This is a genomic window from Corynebacterium faecium (assembly GCF_027257105.1).
Lineage (GTDB): Bacteria > Actinomycetota > Actinomycetes > Mycobacteriales > Mycobacteriaceae > Corynebacterium > Corynebacterium lehmanniae.
On the sequence record NZ_JAPYJX010000005.1, the window covers coordinates 242,252 to 257,547 of the forward strand.

Here is a 15,296-nt window from a genome sequence, read left to right on the forward strand (position 1 = left end):
ATCCTACTGGGCCATGGGCACATCTCTCAAAGCTGATCTGGGAGCCGACATCTTCGGCTCCGTCTGCGTAGCAATGGTCACGCCGTTTGATTCCGATGGCGAACTCGACCTTGCGGCAGGCCGCGATCTCGCTGCCCACTTGGTAGAACAAGGAATCGACGCACTAGTGCTCGCAGGCACGACGGGCGAATCCCCGACAACCACCGACGAAGAAAAGGTCGCGTTCTTAAAAGCAGTGCGCGAAGAGGTAGGGGGCAAAGCCCACATCATCGCAGGCGCGGGGTCCAACGACACCCGCCACGCGGTGGCAATGGCGAAAGCGGCCGCTAAGGCCGGCGCTGACGGCCTTCTGGTGGTCACGCCGTACTACTCCAAACCGTCCCAGGCAGGCGTAGAAGCGCACTTCCGCGCAGTTGCGGCAGCGACCGACCTTCCGGTCTGCCTGTACGACATCCCCGGCCGCTCCGGCATCCCGATCGACTCCGACACCATCCGCAGGCTTGCGGAAGTGGACACGATCAAGGCAATGAAGGACGCGAAAGGCGACATGCTCGCAGCGTCCACCCTGATTCAGGAGACCGGGCTGGCGTGGTACTCGGGCGACGACCCTTTGAACCTCCCGTGGCTCGCTGTCGGCGCGACCGGAATGATCTCCGTGGTTGGGCATGCCGCACCGAAGGCGCTGCGTGAACTAGTGACTGCATACGAGAACGGCGATCTCGCCCGCGCACGGGAAATCAACGCCAACACACTCAACGTGCTCGCGCGCCAACAGGGCGCGCTGGGCGGCGTGACATTTGCAAAGGCAGCTCTGCGACTGCAGGGCATCGAAGTAGGAGACCCCCGCCTGCCGGTCGCTGCGGCGACGGACGAGCAGGTCGAGCGGCTCCGCGAAGAAATGACACAGGCTGGAGTCCTATAAACATGAATGAACCCCGCAACCGCGCACGCAAGGTGACGCGCAAGGCCGGGCCGCCGGAAGCAACCGAACAGCAGCCGGTTTTCCAGGCGCCGAGCGACACCCCTGCGAACGGCGGCGGCAACGACGCGCAAGCTGAGCGCGACGGTGGCAACAACGGCAACAACGGCAACAACAACCGCGACGACAACGGTGGCCGCAACGGCGGCAACAACCGCGGCGGCCGCGACGGCGGAAACAGCGACAACGGCGGAAACGGCGGCAACAACCGTGGCGGCAGCAGCCGCAACCGCCGTCGCCGTGGCCGCGGCGGCAACGGCGGCAACGGTGGGGGCCAGGGCGGCGGTCGCCGCAACCCCATGAAATCCATGCAGGGCGCCGATCTGACCAAGCGCCTGCCCGCACCGCCGAAGCCGGCCAAGGACACGCTGCGCATCTACGCGCTCGGCGGCATTTCTGAAATCGGCCGCAACATGACGGTCTTCGAGTACAACGGCCGCCTGCTCATCGTGGACTGCGGCGTGCTGTTCCCGAACTCCGACGAGCCGGGCGTGGACCTGGTGCTGCCGGACTTCGGCCCGATTGAAAACAAGCTGGACAAGATCGACGCGCTCGTGGTCACGCACGGCCACGAGGACCACATCGGCGCGATCCCGTGGCTGCTCAAGCTGCGCAGCGATATCCCGATCTACTCGTCGAAGTTCACCAACGCGCTGATCAAGGCGAAGACGCAGGAGCACCGCCAGCGTCCGAAGCTCAACGACGTGAACAAGGATTCCGAGGTCACCGTCGGCCCGTTCCGTCTGCGCTTCTGGCACGTCAACCACTCCATCCCGGAGTGCCTCGGTGTCTCCATCAAGACTGGCGCAGGCCACGTCGTTATGACCGGCGATGTGAAGGTGGACCAGACGCCGTACGACGGCAAGCCGACGGACATCCCGGCGCTTGCCCGCCTCGGCGACGAGGGCATCGATCTGTTCATGTGCGATTCCACCAACGCCACCATCCCGGGCATCTCCGCCTCGGAGGCCGGCATCGAGGAGACGCTGACCCGTTTGGTGTCGAACGCCCGCCAGCGCGTGGTCATCGCGTCGTTCGCCTCCAACGTTGCGCGCGTGCAGATGGCGATTAACGCCGCCGTGGCTAACAACCGCAAGGTGGCCTTCAACGGCCGCTCCATGCTGCGCAACATGGAGATCGCGGAGAAGATGAACCTGCTCAAGGCACCGAAGGGCACGATCATCCCGATCGAGGAAGCCGCGAAGATGGCACCGCACAAGACGGTGCTGATCACCACCGGCACCCAGGGCGAGCCGATGGCTGCGCTGTCGCGCATGTCCCGCCGCGAGCACCGCCAGATCACCATCCACGACGGCGACACGATCATCCTGTCCTCCTCGCTCATCCCGGGCAACGAGGAAGCGGTGTTCGCGGTGATCAACAACCTCGCGCAGATCGGCGCGAACGTGATCACCAACGCCGAGGCGCACGTCCACGCGTCCGGTCACGGCTACGCCGGCGAGCTGCTCGCGCTGTACAACGCGGCGCGCCCTCGCAACGCGATGCCGGTGCACGGCGAGTGGCGCCACATGCGCGCCAACAAGGAGCTGGCGATCTCCACCGGCGTGAAGCCCAACAACACCGCTCTCGCCCAGAACGGCGTCGTTGTGGACATGCACAAGGGCAACATCAAGGTTGCCGGACAGTACCAGGTGGGCCAGCTCTACGTCGACGGCACCACCATGGGCGACGTGGACCCGGACGTGTTGGCGGACCGCACCTCGCTGGCGTCCGGCGGCGTCGTGTCCATCACCTGCGTGATCGACGACAGCACCGGCCGCCTGCTGGAGGCACCGCAGGTGTCCACGACGGGCTACAGCGACGACGACCGCGACTTCAACAAGAAGGTCGTCGAGGGCGTCGAGGCCGTCATGGGCGATCTGGCAGCCGAGGGCGAGAACGATCCGTTCCGCATGGTGCAGCAGATCCGCCGCAAGGTCTCCCGCGCGATCGAGCAGAATTACAAGCGCCAGCCGGTGATTCTGCCGACCGTGGTGCCGATGTCTTCGGACAACCACGTCGCCACCGAGGACGAGATCGCGTCCACCCGCGAGTCCCGCTAAGCATTTGCTTATCGACGCCCCTTCGGCCCGCCCCGCGGCAGCCGAGGGGGCTAACGCTTTTCGGGGGCCTTTCGATACAACAGTTATGAGATACCTCAACCGCACCACAGCAGCCGTCGTTCTTTCCGCCTCCCTTCTCGCTCCAGCAGCCGCCGCCGATGAGACCAGCTGGACCGGCGGGCACACGCTTCCCCCGGGAACGCAGGTCCCGTTCGAGCCCGGCTACGCCACTGAGTGGCGCAGCTACGACGTGGTGAAGTGGGGCGACCCCAACTTCCGCAACCAGGACGTGCGAGGCGTTCGCGTGATCGGGCAGTTCAACCAGGATTCGATCCTGTGCCTGGAAAACGCGAAGGCCGGGATGTGGGGCTGCTACGTCGACGGCAAGGAGGCGACCGAGCTGAGCTACATGCCCTACGGCAAGGTCGTCACCACCGATCCGATGGTCAACTTCTTCGCGCCGGTGATCCGATTTTTCTTAGGGTTCCAGGCGCGGCTGGGCTTGTCTAACCTGTTGGCAGGGTCCTCCTAGATCTAGGCGGAAACCGTACGGTTTCATAACAACCACGCAACAAAGGCTAGGCATCTCTGTTACGGGTGTGCACAATGTGGCCCATGAAGACCGCAACGAAAACCGCCGCGGCTTTGCTTGCCGCCGCGGTAACCCTCGCACCAACCGCTCACGCACAGGACGACGTCGACTGGACCGGCGGCCGTCCGCTGCCGCCCGGCACCGAGGTGCCGTACGACCCCGGCTACGCATCCGCCTGGAAGCTCTACGACGTGATCCGCTTCGGCGACCCGAACTTCCGCAACATCAAGGTGCAGGGCGTGCGCGTGCTGGGCGCCTTCGAGGGCGACTCGGTCATGTGCCACATGAACGCCAAGGGCGGGCGCAACGAGTGCTTCAAAGACGGCAAGCAGGCGACAAAGCTCGGATGGGGCGTCGGCGGCGAAGTGATTACCTTCGACCCGAAGGTTGAGCAGTTCGCACCGCAGATCAGGAGTTACCACGAGCTGGAGATGAAACTGTCCAGCGACTCTGGGGTGAGCCTTTCCAGCTAGGCTTGGGCGCATGTCTTTTGCGCAGAAAGAACGTGAACGCCTCGCCCAGCTGCTCTTGAAGGTTGGCCCGGATGCGCCGACACTGAACGAGGGCTGGACCACCCAGGACCTCGCAGTCCATCTACTCATCCGCGAGTCCAAGCCGGCAGCCGCCCCCGGCATCTTCGTGAACGCACTCTCAGGTGTCACGGAGAAGGAGACGGCGAAGCACAAGGCCCGCCCGTACGAGGACGTCGTGCGCGAGTGGGCTGCCGGCCCGCCGGTGTGGCTCAAGCCGCTCAACTCCGCTATGAACACGTCCGAGCACTTCATCCACCACGAGGACGTGCGTCGCGGCGGGGGAGTGGTGGAGCCGCGCGAATTCTCCCAAGTCATCAACGAGGAGCTGTTCGCGCTGGCGAAGCGCTTCGGCAAGTTTACGCTGCGTGGCGCTCCCGTGCCTGTGATTCTGACCCCGCCGACCACGCCACCCGCAACCATCGGCGACAAGGCTGGGGTGGCCGAACGCGGCGACAACGTGTTGCGCGTCTCGGGCGATCCTGGCGAGCTGCTGCTGTGGGTTTCCGGCCGCGACGCGGCGCAGGTAGAGCTGACTGGCTCCGTTGACGCATTCGAGGGTTTCGAGATCAAGATGTGACCCTTGACTGACCGTCTCGGGTGTGGCGTAAGGTGTAAATGTGACTTAAGGCGTTAGAGTTACAGCCATGTCTGTCAAAAACACCGCGCCGCGCTCGTCGCGGTCTTCTACGCGCCGTCCTGCCGGCGGCACCCGCCACGGCGGTCCGGTGTCCATGACGCACCCGCCGACATCGTCGAACGTGGCTGCTGAAACCGCCGACGAACGCGTGGGTTCCGCGTATAAAGTTGTCGGCCATTCGCTCGGCGCCGCCGCCCGCGGCGTCGGGTCGTTTTTCCGTCGCGACAAGGACCAGTCCGACTACGACGATGCCGCCGGCCCTAGGCCCCGTCGCAGCCGTGACGATTGGGAGGATGAATGGGAGGACGATCTCGAGATGCCAGAGGAGCGCACTGAAAGCTCCGTTACAGGCGAACGCCGGCGCCGCGAACCGCGGCACGATGGCCACGCCGGTGGCCACAGCACGTTTGAAACCCACGCCGACGCGTGGGGTTTAGTTCTCATTGGCCTGGCCGCCGTCATCGGCGGGTCGGTCTGGTTCGATGTGGCCGGACCGGTGGGTGAGGTCATCTCCACCGGCACCCACTGGCTCATCGGCGCCGGCGCGCTGATCCTGCCGGTCATCCTCGTCGGCATAGCCATTGCACTGATGCTCAATGTGCGCACCTCCGACGCAGTGCGCGCACGAGTGACGCTGGGCTTTTCCATCATCTCTATTGGCATGCTCGGTTTGATCCACGTCTTCGCGGGCAACCCGGCGTCGTGGGAGGAGCGCAAACTCGCCGGCGGCGCGTTCGGCGCCTTCACCGGCGGTGTCCTCGCAGCTGGATTCTCCTCGTTTGTGGCGATCCCGCTGCTTGGTCTGGTGATTCTCTACGGAGCACTCAAGGCCACCGGCATCACCGTGCGCGAGGCCTACGACTACATCAAGGACCTGGTCACCCGCATGCTGTCCAACACGGACACGCCCGACGAAGAAGACCAGGACCCGTACAGCCACGTCGCCGACGACCTGGACGACATCGCGGAGGGCCGCGAACGACGCACTGCGCACGACCGCGCTGCTTCTCGACGTTCACGCGGCCGCGCCGCCGACGCCGAGCGCCCGGCCCGCCCGACGCGTCGCCCGTCGCTGCGACGCCCGACTCCGATGGAGAGCTACCCGGCCGACGGCGACGGCGAGCTGGACCTGTTCGATTTCGCCGACGAGGTTGAAGATAGCTTTGAACAGCCCGCAGCAGAGCCTGCCGATTCCGCCGAGACCGCCGTGGTCCAGCGCCCGGCGCCCAAGCCAGCGGCGCCCAAGCCAGCGGCGCCGAAACCTGCAGCGCCGAAGCCAGCCCAGCGCGACAACGAGACGAAGGTGCTGCAGCGGGAAGAGCCGGAGACGGAACGTCGAGAAGCAACTGCCCCCGACGCCGTAGCTAGCTCGCGCGAGCAGATGGCGAAGGCGATCGCGGCGCGCAGCGGCATCGACGCCTCCAAGATCCCCGCGACTACACCGAAATCCGAGACCGAACAGGCCGCGCCGAAGCAGGTGCGCAAGATCCCGCAGGGCGATTACCACCTGCCGTCGACTGAACTGCTGCTCGCGGGTAACGCGCCGAAGACACGCACCGAGGCCAACGACCGCATGATCGAGGCGATCACCGACGTCTTCGAGGAGTTCAAGGTCAACGCGCAGGTCACCGGCTTCTCCCGCGGCCCGACAGTGACCCGCTACGAGGTGGAGCTTGGGCCCGGTGTGAAGGTCTCCAAGATCACCAACCTGCAGTCCAACCTCGCCTACGCCGTGGCCACCGACAACGTGCGCCTACTCACCCCGATCCCCGGCAAATCCGCCGTCGGCATCGAGGTGCCCAACGCCGACCGCGAGATGGTGCGGCTGCGCGACGTGCTGGACTCGCCGAAAGTCTCCGCGCAGGACGACCCGATGCTCATCGGCCTGGGCAAGGACATCGAGGGCGACTTCATCGCCTCCTCGATCCAGAAGATGCCGCACCTTTTGGTCGCCGGTTCCACCGGCTCCGGTAAGTCCGCGTTTGTGAACTCCATGCTGATCTCGCTGCTCACGCGCGCGACGCCGGAGGAAGTCCGCCTGATTCTGGTGGACCCGAAGATGGTGGAGCTGACCCCGTACGAGGGCATCCCGCACCTGATCACGCCGATCATCACCCAGCCGAAGAAAGCGTCCGCCGCCCTGCAGTGGCTGGTGGAGGAGATGGAGCAGCGCTACATGGACATGAAGTCCGCGCGCGTGCGCCACATCAAGGATTTCAACCGCAAGGTCCGCTCCGGCGAACTGACCGCGCCGCCGGGATCCGAGCGCGAGATGCGCCCGTACCCCTTCATCGTGTGCGTGGTGGACGAGCTGGCCGACCTGATGATGACCGCGCCGAAGGAGATCGAGGAATCCATCGTGCGCATCACCCAGAAGGCGCGTGCGGCGGGCATCCACCTGGTGCTGGCGACCCAGCGACCGTCCGTGGACGTGGTCACCGGCCTGATCAAGACGAACGTGCCGTCGCGCCTCGCCTTTGCGACGTCCTCGCTGACCGACTCCCGCGTGATTTTGGACCAGGGCGGCGCCGAAAAGCTCATCGGCATGGGCGACGGCCTGTTCATCCCGCAGGGTGCCGGCAAGCCGCAGCGCCTCCAGGGCGCGTTCGTCTCCGACGAGGAGATCCAAGCCGTAGTCGAGGCAGCGAAGGCGCAGCAGGACGAGCCCGACTACGTCGAGGGTGTCACCGAGGACAAGCAGGCCGAGGCCAAGGTCATCGACGACGACATCGGCAAGGACATGGACGACCTGCTCGAAGCCGTCGAACTCGTGGTCACCTCCCAGCTCGGCTCCACCTCAATGCTGCAGCGCAAACTGCGCATCGGCTTCGCCAAGGCCGGCCGCCTGATGGACCTCATGGAATCCCGTGGCGTGGTCGGCCCGTCCGAAGGCTCCAAGGCCCGCGACGTGCTGGTCAAGCCCGAGGAGTTGGATACCATCATCTGGATGATCAAGGGCGCAGACCCGGCCGAGGCGCCCAAGGACGTGCAGCTTGACGACGGCGCCGGCGACGCCAACGGTTCAGATTCCGGCGCGGGTGGCTCCGATGCGGGTGGCTCTGGTGCGGACGGCGACGCCGACACCCGGACCGTCACCGCGACGTACAACCCGACCGGAGGAGCGTTCTAGCTGGCGGACGCAGAACCCCGCCGTAGATGCTTACCCCAGGATGCTTACCGGGGCTAGATGCTTACCCCAGGATGCTTATCCATCGAGTGGTGCACCCGCCGAGGCCCTCGATATCTCGAGAAGTAAGCGTTTAGAAGTAAGCATCCTCGGGCAGTAAGCATCCTGGGGTAAGCATCTACGCGGAAGGTGGGGCGGGCCCGGAGCGGTACAGGGCGGTGCGCGGCGGCGGACGCGGCACGCCGCCGCGTGGTGTAGTGTGAAACGCGCTTGGAGGGGAGTACCCCGGAAGTGTCCAGGATCGTCAGCACGGTGCCGTCGTCAGGCGATAGCCCCGGTCCGGACCGCCCACAGTGGTGGGGGAGACCTCCGGTCTTTTACGCAACGCTGACCGGAGGCTTACTTATGCATGTGCCCCTTTACATTTGGCTGATCACCTCGGCGGTGATCCTGGGATTTTTCATCTTCGACTTCGTCTCGCACGTGCGCACCCCGCACGAGCCGACGATGAAGGAGTCGGGCGGCTGGGCGCTGTTCTACATGTCCATGGCGTGTCTGTTCGGCGGGCTGGTCTGGTGGCTGTGGGACTCCGAGCACGCCGTGCAGTTCTTCACCGGCTACATCACCGAGTTGTCGCTGTCGGTGGATAACCTGTTCGTCTTCGCCCTGATCATGGGCTCGTTCAAGATCCCTCGCGCGTACCAGCAGAAGGTGCTGCTCATCGGCATTGTCATGGCGCTGGTGTTCCGCCTCATTTTCATCCTGCTTGGCGCCGTGATCATCGAGGCGTGGTCGGACGTGTTCTACATCTTCGCCGCTTTCCTCATCTACACCGCCATCAAGCTGGTCTACGACGAAGTCACCGACCAGGAGGACCCGGACCCGAACGATATGTTCGTGGTCAAGACGCTGCGCAAGGTCATTCCGGTGACCAAGTCGTACCACTCCGACCGGCTCGTTTCGAGGACTCAGGCCGGCAAGAAGGCTGTCACGCCGCTGTTCGTCGCCCTGCTGTCGATCGGGTTTATCGACGTCATGTTTGCCTTCGACTCCATCCCGGCGATCTACGGCATCACCCAGGAATCCTTCCTCGTGTTCACCGCCAACGCGTTCGCGCTGCTGGGCCTGCGCCAGCTCTACTTCCTGCTCAACGGCCTGCTTGACCGCCTGGTGTACCTGCCATACGGCCTCGCGGTGGTGCTTGGCTTCATCGGCGTGAAGCTGCTGCTGCACGCGCTGCACGAGAACAACCTGTCGTTCATCAACGGCGGCGAGGGGCTCGACGTGCCGGAGGTCGGTACTGTCGCCTCGCTGTTGGTCATCGTCGGCGTGCTCGCGATCACCGCGATTGCCTCGGTGATCAAGGACCGTGCCGACGTCAAGGCGGGCCGCCGGGATCCGGAGGAGAACAACTACCACGTCGACTACGACGACCACGGAAACCGCCGCAAGGTGGACAAGCACGGCCACCACGTGGAATGGATCGACGACCCGGCTACCTCCGGCAAGGGCGATCACACCGCGACAGGTTCGCGCGACACGGACCACCTCGACGTCGCCCGCGGCGGACGCAAGGGCTGACCCGCAAGGGCTAACCAGCGAACCCCTAGCTGAAGATGTTCATCACCGGGTTCCACTCCCGGATCTCGCGGGCGGCCAGGGCGCCGGCGACGGTGTAGGGGTCTTCGTCCAACACTGCCGCGGCGTCGGCCTCCGTGGCCGAGTCCGGCAGCTGCAGGACGATCAGGGCCTGCTCGGCGCCCGCGAGCGGCCCGGAGCCGACGATGCGGCCCAGCGACAGCTGGGAGGCGATGAATTCGCGGTGGGCGGGACGTGTGTCGTCGACAAGCGATTGCTCACCGTAGGTGTACGTGGCTGCGAAATACTTCATGTAGGGCAGTCTAAGAGCGCACCGTCGCATGGGTATGGTGGAGGCTGTGATGCAACCCGACAAGCAGTCGAATTGGAACCTCCCGAACATTTTGACCTCGATGAGGATCCTGTTCATTCCCGTTTTTGCCTGGCTGGTGCTGTCTGAGCGCTGGTGGTGGGCGTTCGGGTTGTTCGTCGCGCTCATGATCACCGACAAGCTCGACGGCGACATCGCGCGCGCCCGCGGGCTGGTCACGGACTTCGGTAAAATCGCCGACCCGATCGCGGATAAGGCGCTAATGATTACCGCGCTGGTCACCCTGAATATCGCCAGCACGCTGCCGGTGTGGGTGACGGTGGTCATTGTGGTTCGTGAGCTGGGCATTACGGTCTGGCGCATGGTGATGCTGCGCCGCGGGAAGGTTGTGCCGGCGTCGAAGGGCGGCAAGCTTAAAACGGCGCTGCAAAGCCTCGCTGTGGGGCTGTATCTGTGCCCGCTGCCTGCGTGGATGGACACCCCGACGTTCGTGGTGATGCTGCTGGCGGTCGCGGTCACTGTGGTCACGGGCGTGCAGTACTTGGTTGATGCAGGGAAGGTGAACAAGTGACTACTGCGCAATTGCTTATCGACGAGCTCCGCGCCCGCCACCAGACCATCGCCTTCTGCGAATCGCTCACTGCCGGTCTCGCTTCAGCGACGTTGGCTGATGTGCCCGGTGCCTCGGATGCGTTGGTCGGCGGGCTGGTCACGTACTCGCCGGAGCTGAAGACATCGCTTGCGGACGTGCCAGCGGACCTGATTGAGCGCGAGGGCGTGGTCTCCGCGGCCGTCGCGCGCGAGATGGCGCGAGGGACGCGTCGCGTGTGCGGGGCCGACTGGGCAGTGGCACTGACCGGCGTGGCGGGCCCCGATGCGCAGGACGGTGTGCCCGCTGGCATGGTGTGGATCGGGCTGGCCGGGCCGAAGTGGACCGCCTCGTCGCAGGCGGCGGAGCTGCTTGAGCCCTCTGTAGGCCAGTACGCGCTCATGCCGGGAGCTGCGGTGCCGGTGCGTGTGCTGTCGGGGCAGCGCAACGAGGTCCGCCGTTTGGCGGTGGAGGCGGCGCTGGTCGGTGCGCTGACGGGCGTGCGGGAACAAAACTAAACGGCGAGTCGTTGGACAGTCTGATGACCACTACTACTTTGCTCTACGACTCCCCGGTCGACCTGCCGGTTGCGCCGTCCGATGCCGCCCGTACTGCGTCCCGCGAGCCGCTGTTCCGTGAGGCACTCGGCATGTCGCTTCGCGCCTTCCGCGCAGACAAGGGTGTGACACTGCGCGCGCTGGCGAAAGAGGCGCGGGTGTCCTCCGGCTACATCTCCGAGCTGGAGCGCGGCCGGAAAGAAGTTTCCTCCGAGCTGTTGGCCTCCCTGTGCGAGGCGTTGGGGACCACAGTTTCCGAGGTGTTGCTTGAGGCTGTGGCGAACATGTCGCTGCACTCATTCACCGAAGAGCTCGAGCGCACCACGCCGGCAGCAGCGGAAGCGTAGCCGGCATTCCGCGACTACAGTGGTTGGCGTTTAACGCAATCTACTGACAGAAAGGTCACGGTGCTTTAGCCATGGCGAATCCCTTTACCAAGTTCTGGAACTACCTGATGGCGCTCTTCGACAACAAGATCGAAGAAAACGCAGACCCCAAGGTCCAGATCGAGCAGGCCATTAACGACGCACAGCGTCAGCACCAGGCACTGTCCCAGCAGGCCGCTGCCGTGATTGGTAACCAGCGCCAGCTGGAGATGCAGCTCAACCGCCGTCTGGAGGACGTCGAGAAGCTGCAGGCGAACGCGCGCCAGGCGCTCCAGCTCGCCGACAAGGCACGCGGTGAGGGCAACGCGCAGAAGGCGCAGGAGTACGAGAATGCCGCAGAGGCCTTCGCTGCACAGCTGGTGACCGCTGAAGCCGGTGTTGAGGACACTAAGCAGCTGCACGATCAGGCGCTGCAGCAGGCAGCACAGGCCAAACAGGCCGTCGAACGCAACGCCGCGCACCTGCAGCAGCAGGTCGCGGAGCGCTCCAAGCTGCTGTCCCAGCTGGAGCAGGCGAAGATGCAGGAGAAGGTGTCGGAGACCATGCAGTCCATGAACTCCATTACCGCCTCCGGCCCGAACCTGGACCAGGTTCGCGACAAGATCGAGCGCCGCTACGCCAACGCACTGGGTGCCGCCGAGCTGGCGCAGAACTCCATTGAGGGACGCATGGCTGAGGTCGAGCAGGCCGGTATCCAGATGGCGGGCCACGGCCGCCTGGAGCAGCTGCGCGCTGAGATGGCAGGGGAGCTGACCTCTGGGAACAAGCAGGCCATCGAGCAGGGTAACTCGCAGCAGACTGGTTCCGCCGCGCCGACCGGTGCTGACGTCGCCGACGACGCGGTTGCTCAGCGCATGCGTGAGCTGCGCGGCGACGCTTAGATACCAGCTAGTTTTTGTGGCCCCGGGATGTTTCCCGGGGTTTATTTAATTGTTCAAGTTTTATTCACTTGGACGTTCGAGCAAATTCACGCAAACATACTACTTTTCCAAACGTTTTCCAAGTTTGTTATGAGACTTTCCCAAGGAGGAAGCTCCCGTGAGAAGTAGTTCCCGTGCGCGTCAATTTGCTGTGCCATTTACCGTGATGCTCGTGTCTGGTTTTGCGTCGGTGCCCGTGGCAGCGGCAGCAGCGTCGACTGACATCGTCATCAATGAGGTGGTCACCAACTCTGACCCGATCGGCGACTGGGTGGAGCTGGCCAATCCAACCGACAACGACATTGACATTTCGGGCTGGACCGCCATTGACAGTGGGAAGAGCAGCAAGCCGATCACATTCCCAAAGAACACCGTCATTCCGGCGCGCGGGTACTACGCTTTCTACACCGATGGCACGGGCGTCACTCCAGATGGATCTAAAGGGTTCGGCCTTGGTGGCGACGATCAGATCACCATCAAGGATGAGAAGGGCAACCAGATCGACGAAAAGAAGTGGTCGTCTCACGGCATGAGGGATGGTGTTCACACCTCACGAGGCTTGGTGCCGGACATGACTGGAAAATGGCAGATCACGGACGGGCCGACTCGTGAAAGCGCTAACGCCAAGTCCGATTTTGACAAGGTCTTTATCAATGAGATCACGACGGACGGCGTCGATTTCATCGAGTTGGTGAATAACGGCGACAAGGCGGTAAATATCGGCGGTTGGGTGGTCGTCGATAGTGGCGATGGCAAGGGCAACACTTACATCACCTTTGCACCGAATACGATCATTCCCGCAGGCGGTTATTACGTTTTGACTCCGGACGGGAAAGAGGGCGGCGTAGTCCCAGATGGCACTGATGGGTTCGGGCTCAGCGCTAAGGACAGCCTGACTCTCAAGACGGCTGCAGGAGAGCTAGTTGATGAGTTCGGCTGGACGGAAAGCCCGGTGTGCGAGGGGGCGGCGACGTCGTGGTCCCGCTACTCGGAAGCCAACAACGACTTCAAGATGTCCTCGGCGAAGTCCAAGGGTGACGCCAATGCCGCTCCCTGCGGGGTGGAGGACGAGGAGCCGAACCCGTCGGAGGTGCCGTCGTCGACAAGCCAAAAGCCTTCGAACACTGGCAAGATCAGGATCAATGAGATCCAGACCAAGGGCGACTTTGTTGCTGATTGGGTGGAGTTGTACAACGCGGGCGATACGCCGGTGGACATCTCGGGCTGGAAGTTTGCAGACGACAAACAGGGGCGCACACCGATTGTGTTCCCGAAGAATACGGTGATCCAACCGGGCGGGTACTACTCGTTCTACACCGAAGTCGATACTCCCGACGGTTCGAAGGGGTTCGGGCTTGGTGAGGCTGACAGTGCGCGTCTGTACAGGCCAGACGACAACAAGCCATTCGACGAAGTGAGCTGGACGTCGCACACTCGCTTCTCCTGGGGGCGCACCCCAGATGGCGAGGGTGATCTCGTCGCTCTTGCGAAAGTAACAAAGGACGGAAAGAACGCTGAGGAACTCGTATGGCCGGAGGGTGAACCGTGGCCGGATGAGGTCAACTCAATCAATACGGTCGGCGGATTCGCGGGCGAGAACTTCTCGGGCGTAGATTTCGACGGCAACGGTAACGCCTGGATTGTGAACAACAACCCGGGGCGCCTGTTTGAGCTGGAGTACGACGAGGACAAGAAGATCTACAGCAAGAAGAACGAATGGACTCTCACCTATGAAAATGGTGCAGGGAATCCGGACGCGGAAGGCGTGACCGTAGGTAAGGACGGCAAGATCTACATTGCCACCGAGCGTGACGGTTCTGGCCCCTCCCGCCCGTCCATCCTCGAGTTTGACCCTTCCCGGGGCAAGGTGACTGGCGAGTGGAACCTCAATTCAATCACTGGTGAAGTACCACCGAACTTTGGTTTGGAAGCCATCGCCTACTTGCCGGACCTTGATGTGTACGCGGTGGGTGTGGAGTACACGGGCTTCGTCCACTTTGTTCGCCTGCAGCCTAACGGGGAGTTCGAAGAGGTTGGCAAGTACGAAAACCCTGAGCTGCGCAGCGTCATGGCGTTGGATTACAACGCGAATAGCAAGGAGCTTCGCGTGCTTTGCGACGAAGCCTGCGACGGCCTTTCTGTAGTCGTTTCCTTCGACGGTACAACCGCGCATGAGGTATCTGGGGTTCAAGCACGACCCGTCCTCATGGAAAACTTTGCAAATGAGGGCTATGGCACGTACGAGAAGATTGGGGAGTGCACTGTCGATGGGCAGCGTACCGTGGTTACCCGTTTCTTGTGGTCTGATGATGCTCCAAATGATCCGAACAACGGCCTGGCGTTGCGCGCTGCAGAAGCAGAGCGGACGGAGTCTTGTACGCCCGCAGAACAGCCGACCCCAACGGTGACTTCGGGCAACACCACTACGAGCGCTGCTCCGACAACCGTCACGGTCCCGGCGGTCACCGAGACTGTGACTCCGACCGTGACTACTACTGACACCGCGGTGACAACCACGGTGAGTACCGAACCTACGACCGTCACTGAGACGCCGACGATCACATCCACGGTGACCACGACTCCGACGAAGACGGCTGCGGCGGTGACTGCGACGCAGACGGAGACGGCTGCGACGAAGACCGTGGTGCCCACGGAGACGACGAAGGTCACCGAAACGCCGGTGACCACTGCTGCGGCGGTGACTGCGACGCAGACGGAGACGGCTGCGACGAAGACCGTGGTGCCCACGGAGACGACGAAGGTCACCGAAACGCCGGTGACCACTGCTGCGGCGGTGACTGCGACGCAGACGGAGACGGCTGCGACGAAGACCGTGGTGCCCACGGAGACGACGAAGGTCACCGAAACGCCGGTGACCACTGCTGCGGCGGTGACTGCGACGCAGACGGAGACGGCTGCGACGAAGACCGTGGTGCCCACGGAGACGACGAAGGTCACCGAAACGCCGGTGACCACTGCTGCGGCGGTGACTGCGACGCAGACG

The 15,296-nt window shown here is 63.7% G+C and carries 13 protein-coding genes; 12 read left to right on the plus strand and 1 reads right to left on the minus strand.

Annotation, left to right across the window (positions count from 1 at the left end):
• Window positions 1-13: 13 nt before the first annotated feature.
• The 7 genes from dapA (at window position 14) to O5O53_RS07485 (ending at window position 9,512) form a co-directional block, all read left to right on the plus strand.
• Complete coding sequence (gene dapA, locus O5O53_RS07455; RefSeq protein WP_269510502.1) at window positions 14-922, plus strand: 4-hydroxy-tetrahydrodipicolinate synthase; 909 nt, start codon at window positions 14-16, stop codon at window positions 920-922.
• A gap of 2 nt (window positions 923-924) precedes the next feature.
• Window positions 925-3,042 carry a ribonuclease J gene (locus O5O53_RS07460; RefSeq protein ID WP_269510504.1) on the plus strand — a complete coding sequence of 706 codons (2,118 nt, stop codon included), beginning with the start codon at window positions 925-927 and terminating at the stop codon, window positions 3,040-3,042.
• An 85-nt stretch (window positions 3,043-3,127) separates the two neighbouring features.
• A complete protein-coding gene (locus O5O53_RS07465) occupies window positions 3,128-3,574 on the plus strand; it encodes a hypothetical protein (RefSeq protein WP_269510506.1) in 447 nt (148 codons plus the stop codon).
• 83 nt (window positions 3,575-3,657) lie between these two features.
• Window positions 3,658-4,107 (plus strand): hypothetical protein, encoded by a 450-nt coding sequence (locus O5O53_RS07470; protein WP_269510510.1) that lies wholly within the window; start codon window positions 3,658-3,660, stop codon window positions 4,105-4,107.
• Window positions 4,108-4,117: 10 nt separating this feature from the next.
• The gene (locus O5O53_RS07475) at window positions 4,118-4,744 is read left to right on the plus strand and encodes a TIGR03085 family metal-binding protein (protein WP_269510512.1); all 627 of its coding nucleotides are present in this window, start codon (window positions 4,118-4,120) and stop codon (window positions 4,742-4,744) included.
• 67 nt (window positions 4,745-4,811) lie between these two features.
• On the plus strand, window positions 4,812-7,934 hold the full coding sequence (locus tag O5O53_RS07480; RefSeq protein WP_269510515.1) for a DNA translocase FtsK: 3,123 nt from the start codon (window positions 4,812-4,814) through the stop codon (window positions 7,932-7,934).
• Window positions 7,935-8,336: 402 nt separating this feature from the next.
• On the plus strand, window positions 8,337-9,512 hold the full coding sequence (locus tag O5O53_RS07485; protein ID WP_239306761.1) for a TerC family protein: 1,176 nt from the start codon (window positions 8,337-8,339) through the stop codon (window positions 9,510-9,512).
• 25 nt (window positions 9,513-9,537) lie between these two features.
• Here the strand turns inward: O5O53_RS07485 and O5O53_RS07490 are convergent, their stop codons facing one another.
• Window positions 9,538-9,822, minus strand: coding sequence for a YciI family protein (locus O5O53_RS07490; protein ID WP_239306760.1), 285 nt, complete (start codon window positions 9,820-9,822; stop codon window positions 9,538-9,540).
• A 49-nt stretch (window positions 9,823-9,871) separates the two neighbouring features.
• On the opposite strand from O5O53_RS07490, the gene pgsA reads away from it, so the two are divergent.
• The 5 genes from pgsA to O5O53_RS07515 form a co-directional block, all read left to right on the plus strand.
• Complete coding sequence (gene pgsA, locus O5O53_RS07495) at window positions 9,872-10,411, plus strand: CDP-diacylglycerol--glycerol-3-phosphate 3-phosphatidyltransferase (RefSeq protein WP_269510545.1); 540 nt, start codon at window positions 9,872-9,874, stop codon at window positions 10,409-10,411.
• The gene (locus O5O53_RS07500; protein ID WP_269510519.1) at window positions 10,408-10,947 is read left to right on the plus strand and encodes a CinA family protein; all 540 of its coding nucleotides are present in this window, start codon (window positions 10,408-10,410) and stop codon (window positions 10,945-10,947) included. The genes pgsA and O5O53_RS07500 overlap by 4 nt, the downstream gene beginning before the upstream one ends.
• A 23-nt stretch (window positions 10,948-10,970) precedes the next feature.
• Window positions 10,971-11,333, plus strand: coding sequence for a helix-turn-helix domain-containing protein (locus tag O5O53_RS07505; RefSeq protein WP_181888601.1), 363 nt, complete (start codon window positions 10,971-10,973; stop codon window positions 11,331-11,333).
• 71 nt (window positions 11,334-11,404) lie between these two features.
• Window positions 11,405-12,253 (plus strand): PspA/IM30 family protein, encoded by an 849-nt coding sequence (locus O5O53_RS07510; protein ID WP_269510521.1) that lies wholly within the window; start codon window positions 11,405-11,407, stop codon window positions 12,251-12,253.
• 211 nt (window positions 12,254-12,464) lie between these two features.
• The coding region (locus O5O53_RS07515) for a lamin tail domain-containing protein (protein ID WP_269510522.1) at window positions 12,465-15,296 on the plus strand (2,832 nt) is incomplete at its 3' end.

Coding starts and splice junctions, on each gene's coding strand:
- O5O53_RS07475 (WP_269510512.1), top strand. CDS start 4,118: ATGTCTTTTGCGCAGAAAGAACGTGAACGCCTCGCCCAGCTGCTCTTG.
- O5O53_RS07460 (WP_269510504.1), top strand. CDS start 925: ATGAATGAACCCCGCAACCGCGCACGCAAGGTGACGCGCAAGGCCGGG.
- O5O53_RS07505 (WP_181888601.1), top strand. CDS start 10,971: ATGACCACTACTACTTTGCTCTACGACTCCCCGGTCGACCTGCCGGTT.
- pgsA (WP_269510545.1), top strand. CDS start 9,872: ATGCAACCCGACAAGCAGTCGAATTGGAACCTCCCGAACATTTTGACC.
- O5O53_RS07485 (WP_239306761.1), top strand. CDS start 8,337: ATGCATGTGCCCCTTTACATTTGGCTGATCACCTCGGCGGTGATCCTG.
- O5O53_RS07510 (WP_269510521.1), top strand. CDS start 11,405: ATGGCGAATCCCTTTACCAAGTTCTGGAACTACCTGATGGCGCTCTTC.
- O5O53_RS07480 (WP_269510515.1), top strand. CDS start 4,812: ATGTCTGTCAAAAACACCGCGCCGCGCTCGTCGCGGTCTTCTACGCGC.
- O5O53_RS07490 (WP_239306760.1), bottom strand. CDS start 9,822: ATGAAGTATTTCGCAGCCACGTACACCTACGGTGAGCAATCGCTTGTC.
- O5O53_RS07465 (WP_269510506.1), top strand. CDS start 3,128: ATGAGATACCTCAACCGCACCACAGCAGCCGTCGTTCTTTCCGCCTCC.
- O5O53_RS07470 (WP_269510510.1), top strand. CDS start 3,658: ATGAAGACCGCAACGAAAACCGCCGCGGCTTTGCTTGCCGCCGCGGTA.
- dapA (WP_269510502.1), top strand. CDS start 14: ATGGGCACATCTCTCAAAGCTGATCTGGGAGCCGACATCTTCGGCTCC.